Genomic DNA, 25,770 nt, shown 5'->3' on the forward strand with positions numbered 1-25,770 from the left:
TTTCTGGAGGTGTCTAACTGCTGAGGATCTACCGCGAGGAAGGGCTGAAGGTGCGCCGCCGCGGCGGCCGGAAACGGGCGCTGGGCACCAGGGCGCCGATGTTGTTGCCGCAGGGTCCGAACCAGCGCTGGTCGCTGGACTTCGTCTCTGACGCGGTTGGCTGTGGCCGACGGTTCCGCATCCTGCGCGTGGTGGACGACTTCACGCGCGAATGCCCGGCGCTGGTGGCCGGTACGTCGCTGTCGGGTGCCAGGGTGGCGCGCGAACTCGACGCGATCGCGGCGATGCGCGGCCAGCCCCTGGCGGTGGTCAGTGATAACGGTACGGAGCTGACATCGACCTCGATGCTGCGCTGGTCGCAGGAACGGCAGGTGGAATGGCACTACATCGCCCCGGGCAAGCCGACCCAGAACGCGTTCGTCGAGAGCTTCAACGGCCGTCTGCGGGATGAATGTCTCAACGAGACGCTCTTCACCTCGATGGCACAGGCCCGGGCGGTGCTTGCCGCCTGGCGGCAGGACTACAACACCGTCCGGCCGCATTCGAAACTGGGCGGGCTCACCCCCGCCGAAATCGCCAGCCAACGGGGTTGGGGGCATGCCTCCAACCCCGTTGCCATCACCTCAACCATCAGCCGTCAACGCAGAGGACTCTCCGTCTGACTGAAGCCATCCAAGTGAGCACGTCAATAGCCTCCGGTAAAACTCGTACTGCCAAAAAGGGCAGGAAAGACAGGGGTCGGCATGGCGCCGCAAATCTGGGACCACATGCGTCTCTCGCGCAGGCCGCGATAACGACATCGGCTTAAGGCCGCGGCATTCTAGGCTTTTCCGCGAAGGCCCTCTCCGAAGGAAAACTCCTTCAATATCAATTATTTAACATGGTCGCCCGATCGGGATTCGACCCTGGGAACAGCATCCACCTAACCCACGGAAATCGCGGCGAAAATGACGCGATAGCTTGCCAGGAGACGGGCCGGCGCATCGTCAACGCACCTTCATCCAGGCGCCGCGCTGCGTCGACCGCCTTGCAGACCCGCGGTTCGGAATCTCTTCACCGCTTGCGGTAGCCTCCGCCAGCATCGCGACGAAGCTTCGCTTTGCCCTGTGCCGCTCAAGGATTTCGGCGACGTAAGCACGATGCGCCTCCTTGTCGCCCGCTGTCGTCCGCAGGACTTCCATCCGCTTGATCAGGCGGCACGCTTCGCCGTAGCCGCCCTTGTTCGCGAGTGCGATCTGACGCTCCGCGACTGCCGCATAGGTCTGCAGAGCATCGTCGGGGCACGCACTTTCACTCGCCTGCGCAAGCCGCAGAAGCTGCGGGTCGGAGCAGCGGTGCCGGCGCGACGCTGTCCAGGCCTCCGGCAGACGTCGTTCCAGAATGAGAATCTCCAACAGCAGGTCAGCGAGCCCGACCGGCACGAAGGCATGGGCGCCGGACTTCGTCGCGGCGATCCTGTCCTCGAGCAGCGCAACGGCCCGATCCGCCGCTACCACCCGAGCCTCAGCCTCGCGAGACGCCGTCTCTGCGATGCAGCGGTAGAGTTCCATGGATGGCCGCCGCTCGAAGCCGCGCCACAGTGCCGTTTCCGCCTCCGGCGCACGGTCGACGACGCGATACCGTCCGGCAAGGAACAGCAGCAGCCGCTCGGCCGATGGGTCGTCGTCGAACAGCCAGGCGCCCTCCTCCGCCCAGCGCAACGCCTCGGCCGCACGGCCATGCTCCAGGCAGAACTCGGCCAGGCGAAGGTAGTCCTGGGCCCGCAGAAGATCGGTGGCGCGCAGCGCAATACGCGTCTCGATGTCGCCATCCCGCGCAGCGAAGCTGTCCAGGATGCCGAACAGCTGGTAGCGGGCGACCCCGTCCCGATCCATCACCATCACGCGGCCGACCATCCGCCGTCCGGGCCCCAGCCGGTCCCAGGCCGATTGCGCGAGACGCCGGTACTCGGCCAGCCCCTTCGGCCCGAGCACATCCGCATAGCTGAGACTGGCGCCACGGAAGGTGCCGAACTCGTCCTCTGTCTCACGTTCGAACAGGTCGCGCGCCAAGGCCACGGGGTCGGGGCGGACGGCATGGCAGGCGGCGAGGTGCAGCGCGGCGGCGCGTTCAAGGATCTCCGTGCCGCCGCCATCGGAATCATCCACCTGTTCCAGGGCGCGCGCGATGCGGGGAAAGGCATCGTCGAGCAGCCGGAGCAGCAGCACGGCGTGGCCGGCTCCGATCAGCAATTCCATCCGATCCAGGACCTGCAGCACGCCCTGGACCCAGCTTCCGGCGTGAGCATAGTCCACATAGCGCCCTGTGCGGAGCGCGCGGTGCAGGGCTTTCCGGCATCGCTCGGCCACATCCTCCGGATCGCCCGAGGCGGCGCTGGCGGCGAGGTCCAGCCTGCCGAGCAGCGCCGGGTCGCGTTCAGCCAGATGGAGGATCATCTCCACCAGCCGGTCCGCTCCTTGGCTGCGCAGGTGTTCCCTGATGGTGCCGAGGCGGTCGGGCATCTTTTCCCCCGACCCCGCTTCGGCGTTGACCGTGAGCGCGGCGGCGACCAGGTGCTTGCAGAACCCATTCTCGAAGGCCGGGCATGAACATCGCCCGGAGATGGCCGAGCCCTGCCCGCGAAGCTCAATCCGGTAGATCTCGGAACCCATGACCTGGCCGACGATGCGATCCCCATCGCGCGACAGCAGTTCAACCCGACCGGCACGGACATATTCCTCGCAGCGGGCAAAGACGCTGTCACCGGCGAGAGTGCGCAGCGCCTGCAGGTTGAAGCGCGGCGCCCGCGCCGCCCGAGGCTGTCGGTTCCCTGCATACACTGTCGCACTCCGACCTTGAGCGGTTTCACCGCAGGACCGTCTACATTGATCAACCATATGGACTGAAAGGCAAAGGCTCTTACGGGAAGCCCGCCCGCGTCGCGTCGACCTTAGAGCCCCGAAGCATCGAGCGCAGCATCGGATGGATCAGTCGCAATCGCCGCCTCGCGCGTGACTTCGCGCAACACTGCCGCATCGCCGGAGCGTTCGTCCGCTTGACCATGATCCGCATCATGCTCCGCCGTCTCGCAACAATGCTCTCAACATGAAGAAAGACGTCTCGGATGGGCTCTCAGCGCCAACGAAATCGCCAATGCCCTGCAGCGGTTCGTGTTGGCGCTTCGAGTCGGAAAGCCGTGGCGGGCGCCAGGGGCGGCTGGCGGACCATCTGTGCCGGATGGACTTCGTCATGCTGGACGAACTCGGCTACTTGCCGTTCGCGCAGTCCGGCGGGCAAGTGCTGTTCCAGACCATCCAGCGCCGCCGCTTGCTGCACCAGCAGCAGGCCGCATAACCTTCAACCAAGGTGAGCCAGACACACCAATCCTGAGCATCCTCCACCGTCTCAAATCATCCGACGACGGAGACGCGACGCCACGATCGTGCTGCCAACGAAGCATGGCGTGCGAGGTCAACTCCGTCTCGTTATCCCTGCAGATCATTGCCGGTCGGCCCCGCAGCGTCGCGATTTGGTCGAGTACACGCCGAACACGCAGCCCCGACAGCATGGTGTCGACGACCAGTGACGCGCTCTTACTCTGGTGCGAGCCACACATCGGCCAGATGCTGATACACCATATGGCTCGGAGACATGGTGTAGTTGCGTACGCGCCTGTTCGTCACGACGATGCGCTGCCACCAGAGGATCGGTGTCGAGAAGCTGAGATCGAATACCCGCTCCTCGAACACACGAATCAGTCGCTTGCGCTCCGTCTTGTCGACGGTGCGGGATTGTTCATCAAATAGTCGGTCAAGCTGGCGATCAGTGACGCCGCTACGCGAGCTGGGAGATCGGTCCGACGAAAGATACTTCGGCATGATGGTGCTCGGATCATCGTTGTAGGGCGCCTCGGCGTCCACGACCGCTTCGTAGGTCAGCGCGCTCTGGGTTTGGTACCATGCTGAGAGCTCGACCTGCTGGTGTTCGACCTGAACACCGATCTGCCGCCATTGGTCGATCAGGAAAACGCCTGTCGTGACGTAGGGCGCGATGCTACGGTTCGTCAGCGTGAAATGCAGGTTTGGCACGCCCGCTTCGCGCAGCAGTCGACGGGCCTCCGCGCGGCTGGCAGCGATGTCGGCGCCGAAGCCTGGCCATTGCTGCATCTCCTCCGGCGTTGCGGAGAACTCGCTTCCCGGACGCACCACGCCTCCGACTGGTCCAAGCGTCGAGATGCGGCTCAGCGCCTGCGAACCTCCCCAGCGGTCGATCGCCATGTTCAACGCGCGCCGCACCCGCACATCGTTGAAGGGCGGTTTGGTGGTGTTGAACGTGCAGAGCAGCAAAGCCAGCCAGGTTGACTGTTGCACCGACGCATCCTGGCCGAGTCCACGGACGATCCGGTCACGCTCCACCGGCGAGAAGCCGCGGAACTCCGCCAGGACCTGCCGGCCCGCCAGCGCGTTCACGACCGCTGCGGAGGACATGGTGATCGCGCGGAAGCCATCGAGATAGGGCTGGCCCTCGCGGAAGTAGCCGTCGAAGCGCTCTCCAACCCAATGTGAACCGGCGACGTGCTCGACGAAGCGGTAGGGCCCGGTGCCCACGATGTTGCGGGCCGGGAAGTTCGGGTCGGCCCGCAGACGGGCCGCGCTGTAGATGGAGTTCCAGGGCGAGGCGAAGAGATCCATCATGGAGGCATTCACCTCCTTCATGCGGAAGACGACGGTCAGCGGATCCGGCGTATCGATGGATGCGATGGATGCGAAGGTCGCGAGCTTGTGGGACACGATGCCATCCGGCGGTGCGCGCATCCGGTCCCAACTCGCCTTCACGTCCTCGGAGGTGAGGATCGTTCCGTCGTGGAAGCGCACATTCGGATGGAGGCGGAACGTGTAGGTCAGGTGATCCGGGGCAGCCTCCCAGCTCGCGGCGAGATCACCGACGATGTTCGGGTAGTTGCCGGTCTCGTAGCGCAGCAGCGTCGAGTAGTGCGGCGAGACGCGCTGCAGGACGGCGAAGGTCCCGGTCGCATGCAGGTCATAGGTCGGTGGCTCGGCAGCGATGGCGAAGGTCAGCACGCCACCACGGCGCGGCTGTTCTGCGGATTGGGCAAGAACCGGGCCGGCGGCAAGCCCGGCGGGAAGCGCAAGCAGGCTGCGACGTCCAAATCCGCTCCGATCCTTCGACATGGTCATCCTCCCTGGTGTCGCGTTTATGTGGGCCAGGCTGGTCAGGTCCTGAACTTCGGGTCGAGCCAGTCGCGAAGTGAGTCGCCCAGCAGATTGAAGGCGAAGACGGCGAGCGAGATGGCCACGCCGGGAAAGATGATCATCCAGGGCGCCTCCTGGTAGAAGCTCGCGCTGTCGCCGGCGAGCATCAGCCCCCAGGCTGCCTTTGGCTCCGAGACGCCGAGCCCGAGGAAAGACAGTGACGCTTCCAGCAGGATCGCCTGGGCGATGTAGGCCGTCAGCAGGATCATGTAGGGCGCGAGCACATTGGGCGCCATGTGGCGCAGGATGATGTGCATCGACGAATAGCCACCGGCGCGCGCCGCATCGATGTAGGGCATGGCCCGCACAGCGAGAGCGGCTGACCGTACCACCCGCGAGGCACGCGGGATGATCGGGATCGCGATCGCGAAGACCAAGTTGAAGTCCACGCCCGCCACGGATGCCTTGCCGAGTACCGCCACCACGACGAGCGCGAGCACGATGATCGGGAAGGACAGCACCATGTCCACGAAGCGCTGCAGGAGCAGATCGACCCAGCCGCCAAAGAACGCCGAGGTGAGGCCAAGCAGCCCGCCGAGGGTGCAGCCGATGAAGGAGGACAGGAAGCCGATCGTCAGCGCGGTCCGCGCCCCGTAGATGAGGCGCGTCATGATGTCTCGGCCGAAAGAGTCGGTGCCGAGCGGATGCTCCCAGGATGGCGGCGTCAGCATGGATGCGAAGTCGATCGCCTCGGGCTCGTAGGGGGACAATGCCTGCGGCATGACCGCGGCGACCGTCATGAGGATGATGACTACGAGACCGGCGGCGCCCATGGGCTGCGTGCGCAGGAAGGTCATCAGCGCACTGCGGCGCTTCAGCGGTCCGGCCGTTGCGGTGGTTGCTGACATGGCGGTTCTCAGCGGTACCGGACCCGTGGATCGAGCACGCTGTAGAGCAGGTCGATCACAAGATTGGTGGCGACGAAGACGAGCGCGAGCAACATGACCAGCGCCTGGATCAGGATGAAGTCCGAGCGCGACACGGCTTCAACAAAAAGCCGGCCGATGCCATTGAGGTTGAACACCTGTTCCGTGACGACGAGGCCGCCGATGAGGAAGGCGAACTCCAGGCCGATCACGGTGATCGCCGGCAGCATCGCGTTGCGCATCGCATGCCGTGCGACGACCAGGCGCTCGAAGACACCCTTGGCCCGTGCAGTCCGAATGTAGTCCTCACGCATCACCTCGATGATCGAGGATCGGATCATCCGCGCGACGACTGCGGAGTACCGGTAGCCCACTGCGAGCGCCGGCCAGATAAGTTGCGAGATGTTGGCCACAGGGTCCTGGAAGAAGGGCGTGTAGGTGATGGGCGGCGACCACCGGAAGACTGCCAGCAGGCCGAGGATGATCAGCATGCCGAACCAGAAGGACGGCACCGCCAGCCCTGCGATGGTGATGATGCGCACGGCATTGTCGATCCAGGTATCGCGATAAAGCGCGGATACCGTGCCAAGGGGTATCGCGATGACGACCGAGATGAGCGCCGCCATGAAGGCAACCTGCATGGTCAACCCGATGCGGCCGCCGATCTCCTCTGCTACCGGGCGCCCGGTCCACATCGAGGTGCCCAGGTCAAGTGTGACAAGGCCGGCCATCCAGTCGACGAATTGCCGGGGCAAGGGCTTGTCGAGGCCGAGCCGAGCACGCTCGCGATCGACGATCTCCTGCGTCACGTGGCCGCCGTCGGCCCGCAGTTTCAGCTCCACGACATCGCCGGGAATCACGCGCAGCATCAAGAAGGTAAGGAGCGCCACGCCCAGCAGCGTGGGGATCATCAGCAGGATACGGCGTGCGGTATAGTGAAGCATCTGGCGCGTCCCTCCTCAGACCTTGATGCAGGCGGCGAAGTGACCGGGGTGGACCTCGCGCAACGGCGGGACGACCTCACGACACTCTGGGCCGGCCATCAGGCATCGGGTGTGAAAGACGCAGCCGGCAGGCGGCGTGAGCGGCGAGGGAATCTCACCCCCGATCAGGCGGGGCGCACGCGCGCGTTCGATCTTCGGATCCGGCACCGGTGCCGCGTCCAGCAGTGCCTTGGTGTAGGGATGCAGCGGAGCACTGTAGAGCGTGTCGCGATCCGCCATCTCCATGACACGGCCGAGATACATGACGACGACGCGGTGCGAGAGATGCCGCACCACGGCCAGATCATGCGCGATGAACAGATAGGCCAGGCCCAGTCGCGCCTGCAGGTCCTGGAGCAGGTTGACGATCTGCCCCTGGATGGAGACATCCAGTGCCGAAACCGGTTCGTCGCAGACGATGAAGTCCGGCTCCATGGCAAGGGCGCGCGCGATGCCGACGCGCTGCCGCTGCCCACCGGAAAGCTGATGCGGGAAGCGTTCCGCCATGTCGCGGTGGAGGCCGACCTGATCGAGCAGTTCCGCGACACGATCGCGCGCTGCGCCGCGCCCGAGCTTCAGTCGCTTTCGCAGAGGCTCCGCGATGATGGATCCGACGCTCATGCGCGGATTGAGCGAGGAGAACGGATCCTGGAAGATGACCTGGATCCGCCGACGCAGATCGCGCAGCCGCGCCGGGCCCGCCCGCGTCAGGTCCTCACCATCGAAGGCGATGTCGCCGGAGGTGGCATCATCGAGCCTGAGCACCAGACGGCCGACCGTGCTCTTGCCGCAGCCGCTCTCGCCGACCAGGCCCAGCGTCTCGCCGCGCCGGACCGTGAAGCTGACATCCTGGACGGCGCGCACTGTTCCGGTGCCGCCGAAGAGTCCACCGAGGCTGATCGGGAAGTGCTTCACCAAGCTGCTCACTGCGAGCAATGGCGGCCCGTCGCTCGGCGATGGCACGGTCGTCCCCGACTGCACCGTCTCCGGGACAGGTTCGCCTGCGAAGTGGCAGGCGGCGTGATGGTCATCGCCAATGTCCTGCAGGCGAGGATCCTCCTCGCAGGCTTTGGCGCGAAGCCGGCAGCGTGGCGCGAAGCGGCATCCGCGCGGCGGGGCCAGTAGATTTGGCGGCAGGCCTTCGATGGTCTCGAGGCGACCGACGCGCGTCTCATCGAGGCGCGGTACCGAGCGCAGGAGCCCATGCGTATAGGGATGGCTTGGGGCAGCAAAGACTGCGTCTGCACGCCCCTGCTCGACGATCCGCCCGGCGTACATTACCGCGATGCGGTCGGCGTAGCGCGCAACGATGCCGAGGTTGTGCGTGATGATCACCAGGCTGATGCCGAGGCGCCGCGACAGATCCTTCATCAGTTCCAGGATCTGTGCCTGGATGGTCACGTCGAGGGCTGTCGTCGGTTCGTCGGCAATGATCAGGCGCGGATTGCAGGCCAGCGCGATAGCGATCATGACGCGCTGGCGCATGCCACCGGAGAATTGGTGCGGATACTGGCCGAGCCGCCGATCCGCATCGCTGATGCCGACCATCCCGAGAAGTTCAATCGAGCGCGCCCGGACCTGTTCCGTGGTCATGCCGAGGTGCATGCGGAGCGGCTCGGCCAGCTGGAGGCCGATGCTGAGCACCGGATTCAGACTTGTCATCGGCTCCTGGAACACCATGGCGATGTCGCGGCCGCGGATCTCGCGCATTCCTTCCTCGGATCGCGCGAGCAGGTCCTGGCCGTCGAACATCACGCGGCCCTGTACGATCCGGCCTATGGGGCGCTGCAGCAGACGCATGACGGCCAGGGCGGAGACGGACTTGCCGCATCCGCTCTCGCCCACCAGCGCCAGCGTCTCGCCAGCCGCCACAGACCATGAGACACCGTCCACGGCACGCAGCTGGCCACGCGGGGTCGTGAACTCGACCGCCAGGTTCTCGACTGAAAGCAGGGGCGTAGCCGCCGCCGACGCGCGATCAACGACAAGATCGCCATCAGAACGTGACGGCAGCAGCATCCGGACGCTTCCTTCTTCACTCTTGTTCGGTGCGGTGACGCTTGCATCATCGCCACCCCGCAGCAAGCGCCGCGGCATGGTGCACACGTCGCCTCCGCGCGGGTTGCATCGCCACGAAAAGTCCGGAGAAGGCGGAAGTCTCAGGAAATTTGCGGATCTTGCGCTACATCAACGGCGCAGGGCCGATAGGGAACGGCTTTGGGCGCATTGGCAGTTCCGATTGGTTCGCGCCATTCCGGCAGTCCTACTGTTCCATCGGGTCGCGATGGAGGTCCGTCGGTTGGGCAAGCGTACGAACATGACGCTGGTCGGCTTCCTGCAAGCGCAGAACTGCTCGAACCTTCCAGGGTCCTGGCGGCACCCCGAGGCGATCCCCGACTTCCTGACCGCGGACCACTATGTTCGGATTGCCCGCACGCTCGAGGAAGGCAAGTTTCACCTCGCCTTCTTCGACGATCGCCTGGCGATGCCGGACATCTACGGCGACGACTACAGGACGGCGGTGAAGTACGGCATCCGTTCGGTGAAGATGGACCTTATCCCGCTGCTCACGGCGATGGGCATGGCAACGCGGCATATTGGTCTCGGCGGCACCTATTCGACCACCTACTACGAGCCGTTTCATGTTGCGCGGACCTTCCAGACGCTCGACCTCATGGTCGGCGGGCGCGCGGCGTGGAACGTCGTCACCTCGTTGAACGATTCCGAGGCCTTGAACATGGGGGCTGCCGGGCACCTGCCGCACGACATGCGGTACGATCGCGCCGACGAGTTCATCGAATGCGTCCTGGGGCACTGGAATTCGTGGGAGGATGACGCTCTGGAGGTGGATCGGCGGCCCGGCGGAATCTTCGCCGACCCCGACAAGGTCCATCGGCTGAACTACGAGGGGAAGTATTTCCGATCGCGCGGACCCTTCACGGTCCCACGCTCGCCACAGGGCCACCCGCTCGTGATCCAGGCCGGGCAGAGTGGACGGGGAAAGACCTTCGCAGCGCGCTGGGGCGAGTTGATCTTCGCATCCTACAAGTCGCTGACGTCGGCGCAGGCGCAGTATCGCGAACTCAAATCCGCTATCGCCGCGGCAGGACGCAATCCCGACCACGTCCACATCGCGCCACCGATCTATGCCGTGGTCGGCGAGACGCGCAGCATCGCGAAGGAGAAGGAAGCCTTCCTGGCCTCGCTCGCCCAGCCCGAGGACGCGCTCTGCCTGCTCGGCGAGATCCTCAATTTCGACTTCGCGGGTCGCGACCTCGATGCCCCGATGACCGACGCGGACATGCGGGCCATGACCGGCCAACAGGCGCTGCGCGACCGTGTAGCGCAGGCCGCCGGGACACCGCATCCAACGACGCGCGACTTTATCGACCTCTCGAAGCGCGGGACGCTCTACGAGATGCCTGTCTTTTGCGGCACGGCGTCCGACGTCGCAGACGAGATGGAGGCCTGGTTCCAGGGTGAAGGGTGCGACGGCTTTGTCGTCGCCGCGACCCACCGGCCCGGGTCCTATGAGGACTTCACCCGCTACGTCGTACCCGAACTGCAGCGACGCGGCGTCTTCCACACGGAGTACCGCGGCACGACGCTGCGGGAGAACATGGGGCTGCCGCGCCCGGTCGCGCATGGCGTGCCCAAGCGAACGATCTAGACGGGGGAAGCAGCATGGCGCGCGAATACAGGATGGTCTCGACAAGCGGCATTCTGGGATACGGCTACCCGGCGGCTGCGCTGGATGCAGCCATGGAACGTGGCGTGGACATGATCGGCTGCGACGGCGGCAGCAGCGATCCGGGGCCGTATTACCTCGGCAGTGGCAAGCCCTTCGTGTCGCTGCGCGCCATGAAGCGTGACCTGCGGCTCATGCTGATCGCGGCGATCAAGCATAGGGTTCCGATGGTGGTCGGGACGGCCGGCGGCGCCGGCGGCGAGCCGCACCTTCAGCTGGTGGCGCAGATGGTGCGCGATCTCGCCAAGGAAGAAGGCCTCAGCTTCAAGATGGCGCTGATCCATTCGGAGCAGGACAAGGCCACCATGCTGCGTCACGTGCAGGATGGCCGTACCCGTCCGCTGGGCCGCATGGGACCACTCGATACCGGCACCGTCGAGCGCGCCGAGCGGATCGTGGGGCTATGTGGCCCCGAGCCCTACATGCGAGCCCTCGATGAGGGCGCGCAGATCATCCTCGGCGGCCGCAGCAGCGACCCCGCGCCCTTCGCCGCCAGCGCAATGAGTGCCCAGTTGCCGCCCGCGCAGGCCTGGTACGCCGGCAAGATGCTGGAATGCGGCGCGCTCCCGGCATGGCCGAAGGGGCCGGATTGCCTGCATGTGATCGTCCGTGAGGATGGCGTGGTCTGCGAACCAATGGGCGACCGCGCATGCACGCCCTTGTCCGTCGCGACGATGGGACTGCACGAGAATTCGAGTCCGATCCGCCATGTCGAACCTGGCGGCGTGCTCGATACCAGCGATTGCCGCTTCGACCAGATATCGCCCAAGGCCACGCGGATCTCCGGCATGCGCTGGGTTCCGGCGGAAGACTACTCGATCAAGGTCGAGGCCGCGGAGCGCGTCGGTCATCGTGCGATCAGCGTCTGCGGCACGCGGGATCCGGTTCTGATCGGCAAGGTCGACCACTTCCTTGGCCTGGTGCGGGATCTCGTGCGCAAGAAGGCGGCTGATCTCGATATCCAGCCCGATGACTACAGGCTGACGATCCACACCTATGGCCGGAATGGCGTGATGAGCAGCCGGGAGCCCGTTACCGACGCCACGCCGCACGAACTCGGCTTCATCATCGACGTGGTGGCCCGCGACCCTGACATCGCACAGGCTGCCATCGCGCTGTCGCGCACCAGCATGCTGCACAGCGACTTTCCCGGCCGCCTATGCAAGGAGGGCAACATGGCGATCCCATTCTCGCCGTCCGACCTCATGGCCGGAGAGGTTTTCCGATTCACGATGAACCATGTCGTTCTTCCCTCCGATCCCTGCACCCTGTTCCCGATCGAGCACGAGACGGTCTGACATGCCCCGCATCCGAGACATCGCGCGCGTCTGCAAAAGCAAGAACGCCGGCCCCTTCGACTTGACCATCGACGTCATGTTCGATGAGCTCGAGACGTTCCGGCGCGTACGGGATACCGGGGTGCTGTGCCCCGCCCTTTTCGCAAAGCTCTACGGCGTCGACGAGAAGGATGTTCTCTTCACGCCCTACGAGCCAGGACACGCCTTTAAGGCGACCATCCCGCGCCTCGTCACGGCGGGCGATATCGGTGACACCGATGTCTATGGTGCACAGCAACATGCGCCGTTACTGGACGTGGAGGTGCCGATTTAGCCGCGCTGGCCTCTTTTCCGCCCCATGACGCGCGACTAGCATGCCCGGACCTCGGCCTCAAATGCCGAGGGTCGGGAGGAATCGTGCGACGCATCTCGCTGGATCCGGCGGAACTCGAGACCTTTCTCGCCATTGCGGAGACCGGGAGCTTCACGAAGGCCGCGAGGATGCTCGCGCTCGCGCAACCGTCGATCAGCCAGCGTGTGCAAAAGCTCGAGGCGGAACTCGGCGCAAGGCTGTTCGACCGGACTGGCCGCGATGTCGTCCTGACCGATGCGGGCGAACGGCTGCGCATGCGGGCGCGGCCGATCGTCGATGAGATGCGTGCCCTCGTTTCTGAGTTTCAGGCCGTCAGGGAGGCGCGCCGCCGGGAGGTCAAGGTCGCGGCATCACCGATGGTCGCCGCGGTGGTGCTACCGCCCGTCGTGCGCCGCTTTGCGGAGATGGCGCCTGGGGTTGCAGTGCATATCCATGAGACCGTACTGTCCCAAGCGCTCGATCACCTGGCGGCAGGGCGGGCCGATTTCGCGGTCATGGTCATGGACAACCCGGATGCGCGTTTCCGCTTCGACCTGTTGCACGAAGACGAGTCGGTCGTCGTTGCCCAGCGCGGACATCCGCTGCTGAATGAACCAATGGTGCCGCTGGACGCAATCCTGCGCTACCCCATGCTGCTGCCAAGGGGACATGTGTCGTTGGTGGCGGCGGTGACGCGGGAGTTCCGCAAGCGCGGGCTCGATTTCCAGCCGATCCTCAGCGCGCGTACGGTGCAGACCATCCTTGGCATGGTCGCGGCCGGCGTCGGCATCGCCCTGGTGCCGACATCCGTGTTGCGCTGCATATCCCAAGCGGAAATCGGTACTACGCGTATCGTCGGAGCACCGTTCCCCAGGCGCTTCGGCGTCGTCCAGCTGCGGGGGCAGGCGCTGTCACCGGCGGCGCGCGCCTTCCACGCTCTTTTGCGGCAGGAATGGCCCCGGCCTGACGCGGCCTCTCAGGCCACGGCGGCCGAATAGCCGGTCGTCAGTGCCGCCGTGCGCGCGGTATGGGCAGGCCCATCGTCGCGCGCAGCGTGGTGCCGGGATATTCGGTCCGGAACAGGCCACGCCGCTGCAGTTCAGGGACCAGCAGCCGGGCGACATCCTCGTAGGTTCCGGGGATCTCGGTTGCCGAAATCACGAAGCCGTCGCAGGCGTCGGAGAACCATTCCTCCATCTGGTCGGCGACCTGCTTCGGCGTGCCGCTGATCAGAATGCTCTCGTGCAGCGTGCCGCGGCCGGATGCCTCGACGAAGTCGCGGACCGACGGGTTCTTCTTGCCGCTCTTTTGGATCACGCGATCGCGCAGGCTGTGCCAGGAGACTTCAGCCAGCTCTTCATCCGAGAACGGTTCGTCGTAGGGGCGGGTGGCGAAGTCCACGTTCAGCACCTCGCAGAGCAGCGCCAGACTGTCGATGGGCTTCGCCAGGGCCTCCGTCAGCGCGCGCTTGTCGTCCGCCATGGTAGTCGTCTCCCCCAGGATAATCTTGGCTGACGGGGCTATCCTGACGAGATCCGGATCCCGGCCTGCGGCCGCCGCCGCGGCCCTCAGCGCCGCGTACTGCTTCCGACCCACATCCCGAGAGTGATAGGAGGCGAAGACCACTTCCGCCCAGCGCCCGGCAAAAGCGATGCCGCGTCCACTCTGCCCGGCCTGGAGCAGGACCGGCTGCCCCTGGGGCGAGCGCGGTACCGGCAAGGGTCCGCGCGACCGGAAGTATTCCCCGCGGTGATCGAGGCGATGGACCTTCTGCGGATCCGCGAAGCGACCCGTTGCCTTGTCCACCACCAGCGCATCGTCTTCCCACGACGACCACAGGCGCGTCACCACGTCGACGAATTCGTCAGCGCGATCGTAGCGCGCATCATGCTCCATGTGTTCGTCGCGACCCATATTCTCGGCTTCCGAGCCGTTCAGCGACGTGACAACATTCCAGGCGACCCGCCCCTTCGTCATCAGGTCCAGCGTGCCGAACAGGCGAGCAACATGGAACGGCTCGTAGTAAGTCGTCGAGTAGGTGGAGCCGAGACCAAGCCGGGACGTCGCCGCCGCCATCGTCATCATGACGGTCGTAGGGTCCAGCTTCACGGCGCGGATGCCGTGTTCGACCGTCGCGCGGTGGTCGTCGCCGTAGATATCGGGCATCGCGAGCCTGTCGTCGAAGAACGCCATGTCGAACTTGGCGTCCTCCAGCGTGCGGGCGATGCGCTGGTAGTATTCCGGCGCCAGGAAGTCCGTTGCCGAAGCGGGATGCCGCCAGGAGCCGACATAATTCGTGCAGTTCTGCGCCTGCATGAAGGCAATCAAGCTCATCTGGCGCTTGGCTGTGGTCATGGTTTCCTCGTTCTGTGGCGAGCCGCTGGACGCACCCGGATCCGTTCAGCTTCGAACGTCATGGTCTTCAATATCGGACTCGTGACCGCCGACTGTCGTGGTCGGCACGCTAAGAGCGCCGCTGAGCGATTGCCAATCACTAGGAATGATGCATCGATTGCTGATTCCTATGGTGCTACTTGCATCGGATGGGGGCATCGCGCATGAGGCCTGTTCCTGTGCGAGGCGCCGCCTTTTGGCTCTGGAGCATACCGCCCGTCAGATGCGCGGAAACGCGCTCACTCCCGCGTGCCGCGTCTTCTGCGCGGTGCTGAAGGATGAGTGGCAGTCGCCCAACTGAGAGCCTGCCGCCTTCAGCCCGCGCGCTGCAGCAGGCCCTCCTGTGCCGCGCGCGACCAGCGGGCATCATCTGCCCGCGTGCGCGCCGCAAAGGCGACCGCGCCCTCGACATTGCCGTAGTTCCCCATGGCGATGATGCGCTGATGGATGGCCGGCTGGGCGATGGCGGCGTCCAGCGCAGCATTCATGCGGACCAGGATCTGCGCCGGCAGGTTGGCAGGCCCGTACAGGCCGACCCATCCCATGAAATCGAAGTCCGGCACGCCCGCCTCGCTGATCGACGGGACGTCGCGCAGCAGCGGCAGCCGTTCGCTCGTGCTGACACCGATGATGCGGATGCGGCCGCTGTTCATCTGCGACAAGGCCGACTCCGGGCTGCCCCAGCCAACATTCAGGTGGCCGGCGATCAGATCGGCCATCATCGGCCCGCCACCACGATACGGCACCTCCGTCATCTCGGTGCGTGTCTGACGGGCAAAGAGATGACCGACGTAGGAATTCAAGGCCGTCGATGTGCCGAAGCTCACGCGTCCCGGGTTGGCGCGCGCATAGGCAATCAGCTCGCGCAGATCGCTGAACGGCGCCGCGCTGCTGGCCACCAGGACCATCGGGTAGGCCGCCAGCAACGCTACAGGCGTGAAGTCGTCGACTGGATGGAACGGCATGTTCGGCATGACATAGCGGTTGGTCAGATGACCGCTGGTGACCGAGACGTAGAGATAGCCGTCGGCCGGCGCGCGCGCCACCTGGTCCGACCCGATGACGCCATTGGCCCCTGCCCGGTTCTCTACGACGATCGGCTGCCCGAGCGACGGACGCATGGCTTCCGCCAGGACGCGAGTGATGAGGTCGGTGCCGCCACCCGGCGAGTACGGCACGATGATCCGGACCGGCCGCTGCGGCCAGTCCTCCTGCGCGGAGGCAATGCGGGGCGCGACCAACCCGGCCATGCCGGCGCCAATCAGGACGCGGCGAAGGACTGCCATGACGTTTCCTTTCCCAGCTTTCTAATGCGCGACGCGCATGCCGAGCGCGTCGGCTTGGCGCCGTTCGAAGGCGCGGCAGGCATCGTTCCACTCGAAGCCGCGTATGCCGCCGCGTACGGAAGCGGGTTCCACGGACTTGTAACACTCGGCCCATTCCGGCGGCAGCGCGACGGAATCGGGTGTCGACAGCCACAATCGGAACAGCAGGCGCTTGCGCTCCGGCTCCTCATGATCCTCGAACTCGGTGCGGGAATGCAGCACGACATGGTTGTTGATGAGTTGCATGTCGCCCGGCTCCAACCACATCGAGAACATGACGTCCGGTCGGCGAATGATCTCCTCCACCAGGTTGAGCGCCTCCCATTGCTGCTCGCTCAGCGGCGCCACGCCATCGAGCCGCTGCGCCATGTTCACCCGGTTGCGGTTGAGACGCCCGAACAACCGCCCCTCGCGCATGCCGAACAGCGGGCAGAGCAGGTAAGGGGCCTCGTCCGGGGCCTGCTCGCCCTGGCGGCTATAGGCGTAGGGCTGGTAGAGCAGTTCGAGTAGATCCGGCCGCTCCGCCGCCATGCGGTCGTGCAGGGTCATGGAACTGGAGCACATGCTCATGCCGCCCGACCTGGCTGCGTTGTAGCAGGTGAGTGCCACGACATCCGAGCCATCGATGTGGAAGTCCAGACTGGCCTTTGTGTTATAGCCGCGCCCGCCGCCATGGCGGTACGTCTGCCCGGCGTCGCGTACGGCGGAGATGTATTGCGAGGCTTTGCCCTGCGGCCGGGCGACACCGTAGTGCAGGCCGATGCCCCAAGTCATCAGCTCGAACTCCGCCTCGCTCATGCCTTCGCGCGGAAGACCTTTGACGAGCGAGACGCCGCGGCCCTGCGCTTGCTCCGCGAATGCGGCGGCGAACACGTCCCGCGCGGAGCCGAGGTCGAAGTCGTCCTTGCCGTAGTCGAAGATATGCCTAGCCGGATCGTAGGCCGCCTGCACACTCCGTCGTAGGTGGGCCGCCTGATCCGCATCGATGCGATAGATCCAGCTCTGGTCGCGTGTGAGTTCCTCGACCGACCAATGGGCAGGCGTGAGAGCTGTCTTGTAGGGCATCTGGTTGCTTTCATGGTTGGCCGTAGATCGTGGCGCGCAGTGCAACGCAACACGCCGCCATCTCGCGTCGGATCAGAGGAGGTCCGTCATCAGCACCGCCGGCGACAGCGGGCTGGCGAAGCGCGCCCGCACGGTGCATGGCCCGCAGCCGGGGCTGCGCCGAAGGACCTGTTCCACACCCGGCGTCACCAGACTCCGGCGCAGCGCGAGCGCCCCCGATCTTGCAGGGCGGAGGCGGCAGGTATGCGTTCCACACACCGTCATGTTGCCTCCAACGCGAATTGGAGCACGGTGCTCTCGGTGATGATGCCGCCCCGATTGCCGACTTCGAGCGAGCCATAGCGCTGCGCAAATCTGGGCGGAAGCGAGCGAGCTCCGGCCGGCGCCAGCCAAAGGCGCAGCAGGTGCCGGCGGCGTTCCGGTTCGGGAAAATCCTCGAAGTCGGTGCGGCTGTGCAGGATCTGGTGATTGTGCAGGAACTGCATGTCGCCGGGCCGGAACTCGATGGTCAGGTTCAATCTGGGATCATTGGTGAGCGCATCGAGGTATCCCAGCGCCTCGATCTCGATGGGCGTCAGCCTGCGTGCCGCTTCGTGGTTGGCCTGCGCTGAACGGATATACTGGCCGGAGTATATCGTGGTCAGCTCGCCAGCATGCCAGTTGAACACAGGCACATCGAACCACGGCAGCATGCCCTTCGGGATCTCGCCGCGCCGGTCGGTCGGGAAGGCGTTGAAGAGTGCGGCGCGCAGATCCGGCCGGCGCTCGAGCATGACGTCATGCAGGGTGACGGAACTGACGATACGGCTTTCGCCGCCTGATTTGGAGGGCATCAGGCACAACAGCCCGACTATGTCGCAACTGTCGGTGTGGAACTCGAGCGCGCGGTCGGTCTGATAATAGCGCGTCGTCGGCTTGTTGATGTCGAGCCCAAGGTTGCGCACATGGCCAAGAAGGTGGCCCTTCGCGTTCTGCGAGCGGAAGCTGCCGAGATGTACGCCAACGCCGAGATAGGCGATTGCCGCCTCTTCCATGGTGACAGCGCCGACGTCAAAGCCGCGGAACTGGACGAAGCCACGGCCATGCAGGAGCTCCTGCAGGATAGCGTCCAGCCGCGGGCCCAGGCATGGCAGCTTGAAGCTCTCCCGGGTGATCTCGCCCATTTGACGACCGGAGGCCTTATGCATCCGCGTCGCGGTCGCGATCTCGTCCAACTCGGTGTCGGAAAAATGATGCAGCCATGTGGGGTCCGCCTGAAGCTCGGATCCGCGCCACGCGGCCGGACCCTTGATCGGGCCATCGGGCATCGGTAGCGCGCCAGCCACATGGGCATGCGACATCGTTTCCTCCGCTTCACCTTGATGCTTGCCCCTGACTCTGTGGACGTCGCGGCGAGGCGTCCATTTGTATCTGCCTATGTGTCGCGCCAGTTTGCTTATGGGTGTGGATAGGCGTGGAACAAGCCCCATTGAGGGGGTGATCGGCGTCCAAACGGGGCTCTGATTCACTCTCGGTGCAGATCGGCTAGATGCGGCAGGCAAGTCACGAGGAAATCTCAGCATGCCGCGACCGTCACGCCACGCAATGTCGCCGGTCGGGCTCACGGTCGACGCGGTCTCCATCGAGGGTGACCACGTGGTGGTCAGTACTCATCCGATGTCGCCGGACGCAGCATGCACCGGCTGCGGCCAGAGATCGGAGCGAATCGATAGTCGCTACGAACGACAGCTGCAGGATCTGCCGGCCCATGGCCGCTGCGTCCGGTTCCGGGTTCAGGTGCGGCGGTTTCGCTGCGGGAATGCCGCCTGCAAGCGCCAGATCTTCGGTGAATTGCTCGGCCCGGGCGTCGCGTTGAAGGCGGCCAGACGCACCGCGAGGCTCGATGGGATCCTCCACCATCTCGGCGTGGCGCTGGGTGGCCGCCCGGCTGCGAGGCTGGCACACTAGGTGATGCTGCCGGTCAGCCGGGATACGCTGCTGCGGGTCGTCAGGCGCCGCGCCCTCCCGCCACTGACCGGCGCCTTGCAGGTTGTTGGCATCGACGACTTCGCCTGGAAGCGGGGTCAGCGCTACGGCACGATCATCTGCGACCTGGAGCGGCGGCGGATCGTCGATCTGCTCCCTGACCGCGAGGCCGGGATCGTTGCTGCCTGGCTGGCCGAGCATTCCGAGATCCGCGTGGTGTCGCGCGATCGTGGCGGCAGCTTCGGTCGGGCAGCGACCGAGGGTGCGCCGCAAGCCATCCAGGTGGCCGACCGCTGGCACCTCATGGAGAATGCCAGTGCCGCCTTCCTCGAAGCGGTAAGCCGATCGATGCCACCGATCCGTCAGGCGCTCGGATCGACGGTCATCGATCCCGCGCTGCTCACCTGTGCTGAGCGCATTCAGTGTGATGGCTTCGTCCGGCGGCAGGATAGCCGCCAGACTATCAAGGCCCTGGCTGCCCAAGGTGTCTCGATCAAGGCCATTGCCCGGCAAACGGCCCGCAGCCGCAAACTGGTGCGCGGCGTTCCGCGCGGCGGTGATGGCGACATGTTCCGCGGCCGACAGAACACACTGGGCCCCCACCTTGCCAGGCTCGCGGCCGACTGGGACGCGGGCTGCCACAACGGTGCAGAGCTTTGGCGGCGTATGCGCGCTGATGGCTTCGGAGGCGGCCTGCGGGTTGTGACAGAATGGGCGACCAGACGGCGGCGTGGCGAGAAGGCCGGGCGCGTCATGAGCCGCACGGTGCCGCCAGCCCGCCAGGTCAGTCGAATGATGACGATCGACCGGGAGCAATTGTCGAAGGCCGATGCAATCACAGTGGCTGCAATCGAAACCGGCGTGCCGGCGCTTGGCGCGGCGCGCAATTTGTTCGAACGCTTCCAGCAGATGCTGCGGGCCCGTGACGTTGCGGCGCTTGCGCCTTGGCTGCATGACGCAGGGAGCAGCCTGCTTGCGTCTTTCGGTAAAGGTCTCAGCGCGGACCTCGCCGCCGTTCGGGCGGCACTCACTGAAGCATGGCCAACGGCCAGACTGAAGGCCAGATCACCAAGCTGAAGCTGCTCAAACGCCAGATGTACGGCCGCGCGCGGCTCGACCTGCTGCGCGCCCGTCTCGTCTCAGCCGCGTAACACGGATGGAGGATCAGCCCCGCTTCCGTGCCGATTGAAAGCCGGATGGCCCCAGGCCGACCCAGAACACATCGAACGCGCAATTCACGAGATGGCCAAAGGGTCCTTACGCATTCGCATTTTCCTGCGGCCACCATCAGCCAGGCTTGACTGGTGTGGCAACAAGGATGCGCGCGGTCGCCTCAACCGCCCGAGCTATCGCCGAGTCATCAATCCGGGCATGCACGACGAAACGGAGCGTCGCACGATCCAGCGGCAGGACAAGGATGCCGGCAACCTTCAGCGTCGCCGCGGCATCGGCGGCAGGGATGCCAGGCGGGGCGGTGACAAGTACGATGTTCGTGTCGGGTGCTTCGCCCGCCGAAGGTCCGAGCGCATGCGACAACCCGCAATGCAGGAGCTTGGCGCGCCGATGATCCTCCTTCAGTCGTGCGGAGCGGCCCTGCACCGCTTCCAATGCGCCGGCAGCGAGGAAGCCAACGGGACGCCAATTTGCGCCGAGCGTCGCGCGCACCGCGAGCGCCTCGCGGATGAAGGGGCGGCTGCCGAGCAGCAGCGATCCCGCTGGCGCGCCGAGCGCCTTGTTGAGGCTGAGCGAAAGGCTGTCAGCCCCTGCGGCCAGAACGGCGAGAGGCAGTCCGGTCGCGGGCTCGGCATTCCACAAGCGGGAGCCGTCAATGTGGAGCCTAACGCCGGTGTCGCGACAGGCAGCGGCAATTGCGGCGGTCCAGCCGTCCGGCGGAACCGTGCCACCCGCGCGCATATGAGTATTCTCGAGCCACACGAGCCGGGTCGGCTGCTCCTCTGGGCGTCGCGGCTGGGCGAGGGCCGCCTGTATGGCCGCGGGTGACAGGTGGCCTCGCACTCCCGGCAGGCGCCGCACTGTCACGCCAGAGAGGCCCGCCGTGCTCGACGCCTCATGCCCGGCGACGTGGCTGTCCGCGGCCGCGACCATGGCATCGCCCGGCCGGCACCAGAGACGCAGCGCAATCTGGTTCGCCAAGGTGCAGGTTGGCAGGAATAAGGCGTCCTCAAAGCCAGTCAGATCGGCGACGGTCCGCTCCAGGCGCGACTGGTGCGGATCGTTGCGCGCGCCCATTTCGGGATCCTGCGTTGCCGCGAGCAGCATTGCGTCGCGTGCCGCCGGCGGGATCCCTGCCATGAGGTCCGAGCGGAAATCCGCTGTGTGTTCAGGCCAAGGCTTTGCCGCGATACCACATTGGTCGTTGTGCGAGGCGTCGGGAACTAGCATTGAGATCGCCAATCGGTTGTTGAGAGGCACGGCATGGCGAATGGAGGGATCGTATATGATTATATGTCAAGATATACGATTATGCCACGCACTCTAATCGGCTTCCGGCGATGAGCGCTGCTGTGCCCTCGCCTCGACCCTCCCGGACGCGCCGCGCGAGCCCGGACGGCAAGCCGAAGGCGACCGCGGGCAGTCCGGGATTGGATCCGCTGCGGGCGCTCGCCGAGCGCATCGGGCGTGGCACTGAAACCGCCCCCGCCTTTGCTGCCGCTGTGTTGCGCGAGGCGATCGTCGTCGGGCTGCTACCCGGCGGCGAGGCAATCCGCATCGATCCCGTGGCGCGCTCTCTCGATGTCAGTCCCATCCCCGTGCGCGAAGCGCTTCGGGAATTGGAGGCCGGGCGCCTGGTCGGCTTCGAACGGAACCGCGGCTTCGTCGTGGCGCCGGAGAGCAGGCTGGAACTCCAGGACGCGTACGAAGCGAGAAGCGTGCTGGAACCGTTCGCCCTGCGCCTCGCGATACCCGACCTGACAAGCCGAGACACCCGTCGGGCGCGGGCGCTGCTCGAGGACATGGAGCACGGGGTCCCGCTCGAGCTTCTCTTCTCGTGGAACCTGCGGTTCCACATGACCCTCTATTCTCCCTGCGGCCGGCGACACCTCCTCGCCTTCATCGAGCAGGCGCACGCGATCTCGCATCGCTACGGCCACGCCTCGCTCACGGCGAAGGGCGCAGGGGTGCCGGACTACATCGTCGCCGAACACTGGGCGCTGCTGGAGGCCTGCGAACGTCGCGATACCGCTGCTGCCGTATCGATCCTGGAGGCGCATCTGGCGATCGCGACGGAGCGCGTCCTTGCGAACTACGAGAATCTCTTCCCGGTGAGACGGAAGGTAGGTTGAGGCAGCCTCGCACCGCCGTCTGGGTCGATCACGCCACCGCCACATAGCCTTCGCGACGCGGGTCCGCCCCCCCAATCATGACGCCGGTCGCCGGATCGCGTGAGAGGGCCTGCATGCCACCGACAAGCAGCGTCCAGTTCGGTGTTTCCTGGATTTCGTGGCCGCGCCTGGTCAACGCCGCCAGTGTCGCGGGGGCCATTCGGCTCTCCGGATGCACGATCCGCCCGTCGAAGAGGCGCGCGCGGGGCTCCTCGATGGCCTCCTGTAGACTCCGGCCGAAATCCACGTACTGCACCAGTGCCTGCGGCTGGGTCTGCAGGATGCCATAGCTGCCCGGCGTACCGAGCGCCAGCACCGGCACGCCGTCGACCGTGCTGATCGTCGGTGCCGTGGGAAAGGCCAGCCTGCTGCCGCCGATAAGCGCGTTGCGCCCGCGCAGATCCGTCTCAGCCCAATAGAGGAAGTCGTTCATGCAGATGCCGGTCCGGCCGATGACGACCGCGGAGCCAAACAGGTCGCCGAGGCTCTGCGTCAGGCACACCGCATTGCCTGCCGCATCCATCACGGAGAAGGAGGTTGTGTTCTCCTTGTTCAGGTCCGGCGCGCGCGGCAGCCATTGCTCTGTCATGCCGTCGATGGCGCCGGGCGCGGTGACCAGCGCCCGCAGGCGGTCAATATTGGCGCTGCCGAGCAGCCGGTCCAGCATCTCGGCATCCGGCTTGTTGTGGCGGATGCGTTCGCCGGCGGCGACGCGGATGGTCCGCCAAACCAAGTCGAGATGCTCGACCCCCTGCGGTTCCATGCGGCTGATGTCGAAACTCTCCAGCACGGACAGCGTCAGCAGCATCTGGAACGCCTCGCTCGGCGGCGGCAGCGTGTGCAGCGTGAGGTGGCGGTAGCGCAGGGACAGCGGATCGCTCCAGTCCGGCTGCACCGCGTCGAGATCCGCCATGGAGAGGCATCCGCCATGCGCAGCGAGATAACGCACCATCTCTTCCCCGAGCGGCCCTCGATAAAGATGGTCCGGCCCATTCGCGACGATCGCCGCGAATGTCCTCGCCAGGTTCGGCTGCCGCAGGCGCTGGTGCAGCGCGACGCGACCCGCGCCGCCGGTATAGGTCGAGTTCCAGTCGTCGAAGAAGGCGAAGTCGCGAAACTGCCCGGCGGCGCGATTGATGTGGTCGGTGTTCATCTCCGTGAGGGGAAAGCCCTCCTCCGCGAGGCGGATGGCTGGCGCAAAGACCTCCGCCAGTGAACGGCTGCCATGGGCGCGCAACAGCTCGCACCAGCCCGCGAGATTGCCGGGTACACCGGGCGTATGCGCGCCCTTGCGCATTTCCTCGCGATCGTGGAAGCGGCCGACGGGAAAGTGATTCGGCACATGCGTGACGAAATTCAGCGTTCGCACCCGCCGCTCGGCCGCCACATAGCAGGTCGCGACCCCCTGCCCGGCCAGGCCCGACATGCCGGGTTCGACGACGTTCAGCGCGGCGGCGGTGGCAACGGCGGCGTCGAAGGCATTGCCGCCGCGCGAGAGGATGCCGGCGCCGGCCTGTGCCGCGAGCGGATGGGCCGCCGCCACCATGCCGGTGAACGAGGCGACGGTGGGGCGCTTGCCGTCCATGACGTGTCCTTCGGTTTCAGCCGCGCCGGATGTTCCACGGCAAGGGGCTGCTGGTCGGGATGCGGCCGGTGAGGTCGCCGCGATAGGCGGTGGTCGGGAAATACTGCCCGAGCATGATGGTCGGCGGTGCCGCCCAGGTCTCGGCCTGCACGGCGTCGTAGATCGCCTGCTGCGCCTCGTCCGTGGCGGCGTTCAGCCAGTCGCCGATCATCGCCTCGATGCGAGGATTCTCGTACCAGCCGAAATAGCCGCCGGCGCCGAGGCCGCGGACATAGTCGTTGAAGGCCGGCGTCATCATGCTGGTGGCCGGCGCCCAGCTGTGGAAGACGTTCCAGCCGCCGGCCTCGACAGGCGATCGCGAGGCGCGTCGCTGCACCAGCGTGCCCCAATCCATGGTCTGCAGGTCGACAGTCATGCCCGCCTTCGCCAGCGCATCCGCCGTGATCTCGCCCAGCGGCGCGATCGAGGCGAAGTCGCTGGGATTCATGATCACCACGCGCTGGCCGGCATAGCCCGCCGCGGCAATGGCCTCCCGTGCCTTGGCCAGATCCGGCGGCGATTGCAGCAGCGGTGCGCCGACCTCGCGCGAGAAGGGCACGCCGCAGGGGAACATCGAGGCACAGCGCTGCCAGCGGATGTTCCCGCCGGTGACCGCCTGCATGTAGGCGTCCTGGTCGATCGCCCCCAGCACGGCGCGCCGCAGCGCGGGGTTGTCGAAGGGCGGCACCAGCGTGTTGAAGCGGAGGAAGGAGAGGATGCCGTACTGGTCCAGCGGCTCGACGCGCAGCTGCCGGTTGCGCGTCATCATCGGGTTCAGGTCGGGCATGGTCTGCTCCAGCCAGTCGACCTCGCCGCGCAGCAGTGCCGAGGTCGCGGTAGAGGCATCCGGGATGATCGTCCATTCGATGCGGTCGAAATGCGCCCGCTTGCCGCCGGCGAGCAGGCTCGCCGGTTCGTCGCGCGGTACATAGGCCTCGTGCCGCGCATAGACCGCGCGATTGCCGGATGACCATTCCGACCGGATGAAGCGGTAGGGGCCGGAGCCGATCATCTCGGTGACCTGCCGTGTCGGCTCGGTCTGCGCGAGCCGCTCCGGCATGATGAAGGGCGTGAAGATGGAACGCTTGCCGAGGGCTTCGAGAAGCCGCGGAAAGGGGGTCTTGAGGCGGATGCGGATGGTGCGGTCGTCCGGGGCTTCCCAGACCTCGGTCGCCCGCGCCAGCATCTGGCCGAAGCCGTCGCGCCGGCTCCAGCGCAGCAGGCTCGCCACGCAATCCCGCGCGCGGACAGGCTCGCCGTCATGGAAGACGAGCCCCGGCCGCAACCTGATGGTCCAGATGAGCCGGTCATCCGTCACCAGGTGGCTTTCGGCCATCTGCGGGCGGACCAGAAGCCTCTCATCCAGCGCGTAGAGCGTGTCGAAGATCGCATAGCCGTGGTTGTTGGTGACCGCGGCCGGCGTCCAGATCGGGTCGAGATTGGCGAGATCCGCCTGGGGCACCAGGCGCAGCGTGCGCGTGGCCGGCGACTGCGCCCAGGCGGGCCGCGCCAGCGCCGCGGCGACGGGGACGGCCAGGACGGTGCGACGCCTCGTGGAGATCATCTCATGCCTCT

General features: G+C 66.0%; 17 protein-coding genes and 4 pseudogenes. 8 read left to right on the top strand and 13 right to left on the bottom strand.

Translation table 11 applies throughout. From position 1 onward, the window contains the following. Positions 1-17: 17 nt before the first annotated feature. Positions 18-662 (top strand): annotated as a pseudogene (locus AAFN86_RS25920) (IS3 family transposase); the annotation flags it as partial. A gap of 324 nt (positions 663-986) precedes the next feature. Here the strand turns inward: AAFN86_RS25920 and AAFN86_RS25925 are convergent. Continuing rightward, positions 987-2,819 (bottom strand): DUF6880 family protein, encoded by a 1,833-nt coding sequence (locus AAFN86_RS25925; protein WP_347546517.1) that lies wholly within the window; start codon positions 2,817-2,819, stop codon positions 987-989. A 337-nt stretch (positions 2,820-3,156) separates the two neighbouring features. On the opposite strand from AAFN86_RS25925, the pseudogene AAFN86_RS25930 reads away from it, so the two are divergent. Then, positions 3,157-3,300 (top strand): annotated as a pseudogene (locus tag AAFN86_RS25930) (ATP-binding protein); the annotation flags it as partial. A gap of 109 nt (positions 3,301-3,409) precedes the next feature. Here AAFN86_RS25930 and AAFN86_RS25935 read toward each other — a convergent pair. The 5 genes and pseudogenes from AAFN86_RS25935 to AAFN86_RS25955 form a co-directional block, all read right to left on the bottom strand. Continuing rightward, positions 3,410-3,565, bottom strand: a pseudogene (locus AAFN86_RS25935) (IS3 family transposase); the annotation flags it as partial. Between the two features lie 7 nt (positions 3,566-3,572). Beyond that, on the bottom strand, positions 3,573-5,171 hold the full coding sequence (locus AAFN86_RS25940; protein WP_347546518.1) for an ABC transporter substrate-binding protein: 1,599 nt from the start codon (positions 5,169-5,171) through the stop codon (positions 3,573-3,575). A gap of 41 nt (positions 5,172-5,212) precedes the next feature. Then, positions 5,213-6,100: an ABC transporter permease gene (locus tag AAFN86_RS25945; RefSeq protein ID WP_347546519.1), complete on the bottom strand. Its 888-nt coding sequence runs from the start codon at positions 6,098-6,100 to the stop codon at positions 5,213-5,215. 8 nt (positions 6,101-6,108) lie between these two features. Continuing rightward, on the bottom strand, positions 6,109-7,062 hold the full coding sequence (locus AAFN86_RS25950; RefSeq protein ID WP_347546520.1) for an ABC transporter permease: 954 nt from the start codon (positions 7,060-7,062) through the stop codon (positions 6,109-6,111). Between the two features lie 15 nt (positions 7,063-7,077). Further along, positions 7,078-9,120 (bottom strand): ABC transporter ATP-binding protein, encoded by a 2,043-nt coding sequence (locus AAFN86_RS25955; RefSeq protein ID WP_347546521.1) that lies wholly within the window; start codon positions 9,118-9,120, stop codon positions 7,078-7,080. Positions 9,121-9,400: 280 nt separating this feature from the next. Between AAFN86_RS25955 and AAFN86_RS25960 the strand changes: the two genes are divergently transcribed. From AAFN86_RS25960 to AAFN86_RS25975, 4 genes are all read left to right on the top strand, one after another. Further along, on the top strand, positions 9,401-10,771 hold the full coding sequence (locus tag AAFN86_RS25960) for an LLM class flavin-dependent oxidoreductase (RefSeq protein WP_347546522.1): 1,371 nt from the start codon (positions 9,401-9,403) through the stop codon (positions 10,769-10,771). Between the two features lie 14 nt (positions 10,772-10,785). Further along, on the top strand, positions 10,786-12,147 hold the full coding sequence (locus tag AAFN86_RS25965; RefSeq protein ID WP_347546523.1) for an acyclic terpene utilization AtuA family protein: 1,362 nt from the start codon (positions 10,786-10,788) through the stop codon (positions 12,145-12,147). Between the two features lies 1 nt (position 12,148). After that, positions 12,149-12,460 (top strand): DUF4387 domain-containing protein, encoded by a 312-nt coding sequence (locus AAFN86_RS25970; RefSeq protein ID WP_347546524.1) that lies wholly within the window; start codon positions 12,149-12,151, stop codon positions 12,458-12,460. An 83-nt stretch (positions 12,461-12,543) separates the two neighbouring features. Then, entirely contained in the window at positions 12,544-13,476 is a 933-nt protein-coding gene (locus AAFN86_RS25975; protein WP_347546525.1) for a LysR family transcriptional regulator, read from the top strand. Positions 13,477-13,483: 7 nt separating this feature from the next. Here the strand turns inward: AAFN86_RS25975 and AAFN86_RS25980 are convergent, their stop codons facing one another. From AAFN86_RS25980 to AAFN86_RS25995, 4 genes are all read right to left on the bottom strand, one after another. Then, positions 13,484-14,833 carry an LLM class flavin-dependent oxidoreductase gene (locus AAFN86_RS25980; RefSeq protein ID WP_347546526.1) on the bottom strand — a complete coding sequence of 450 codons (1,350 nt, stop codon included), beginning with the start codon at positions 14,831-14,833 and terminating at the stop codon, positions 13,484-13,486. Positions 14,834-15,186: 353 nt separating this feature from the next. After that, positions 15,187-16,158: a tripartite tricarboxylate transporter substrate-binding protein gene (locus tag AAFN86_RS25985; protein WP_347546527.1), complete on the bottom strand. Its 972-nt coding sequence runs from the start codon at positions 16,156-16,158 to the stop codon at positions 15,187-15,189. A gap of 21 nt (positions 16,159-16,179) precedes the next feature. After that, positions 16,180-17,262: a TauD/TfdA family dioxygenase gene (locus tag AAFN86_RS25990; protein ID WP_347546528.1), complete on the bottom strand. Its 1,083-nt coding sequence runs from the start codon at positions 17,260-17,262 to the stop codon at positions 16,180-16,182. A gap of 260 nt (positions 17,263-17,522) precedes the next feature. Beyond that, on the bottom strand, positions 17,523-18,602 hold the full coding sequence (locus tag AAFN86_RS25995) for a TauD/TfdA family dioxygenase (protein ID WP_347546529.1): 1,080 nt from the start codon (positions 18,600-18,602) through the stop codon (positions 17,523-17,525). Between the two features lie 220 nt (positions 18,603-18,822). Here AAFN86_RS25995 and AAFN86_RS26000 point away from each other — a divergent pair. After that, positions 18,823-20,378, top strand: a pseudogene (locus tag AAFN86_RS26000) (ISL3 family transposase). A 136-nt stretch (positions 20,379-20,514) separates the two neighbouring features. On the opposite strand, the gene AAFN86_RS26005 reads toward AAFN86_RS26000, so the two are convergent. Beyond that, positions 20,515-21,630 carry a GntG family PLP-dependent aldolase gene (locus AAFN86_RS26005; RefSeq protein WP_347546530.1) on the bottom strand — a complete coding sequence of 372 codons (1,116 nt, stop codon included), beginning with the start codon at positions 21,628-21,630 and terminating at the stop codon, positions 20,515-20,517. A 110-nt stretch (positions 21,631-21,740) separates the two neighbouring features. Between AAFN86_RS26005 and AAFN86_RS26010 the strand changes: the two genes are divergently transcribed. Beyond that, positions 21,741-22,532, top strand: a complete 792-nt coding sequence (locus AAFN86_RS26010) for a GntR family transcriptional regulator (protein WP_347546531.1) — start codon at positions 21,741-21,743, stop codon at positions 22,530-22,532. A gap of 28 nt (positions 22,533-22,560) precedes the next feature. Here the strand turns inward: AAFN86_RS26010 and AAFN86_RS26015 are convergent, their stop codons facing one another. Beyond that, a complete protein-coding gene (locus AAFN86_RS26015) occupies positions 22,561-24,156 on the bottom strand; it encodes a gamma-glutamyltransferase (RefSeq protein WP_347546532.1) in 1,596 nt (531 codons plus the stop codon). A gap of 16 nt (positions 24,157-24,172) precedes the next feature. Beyond that, positions 24,173-25,759, bottom strand: coding sequence for an ABC transporter substrate-binding protein (locus AAFN86_RS26020; protein ID WP_347546533.1), 1,587 nt, complete (start codon positions 25,757-25,759; stop codon positions 24,173-24,175). Positions 25,760-25,770: the final 11 nt, after the last annotated feature.

It is taken from the genome of Roseomonas sp. CAU 1739 (assembly GCF_039839775.1).
GTDB lineage: Bacteria > Pseudomonadota > Alphaproteobacteria > Acetobacterales > Acetobacteraceae > Neoroseomonas.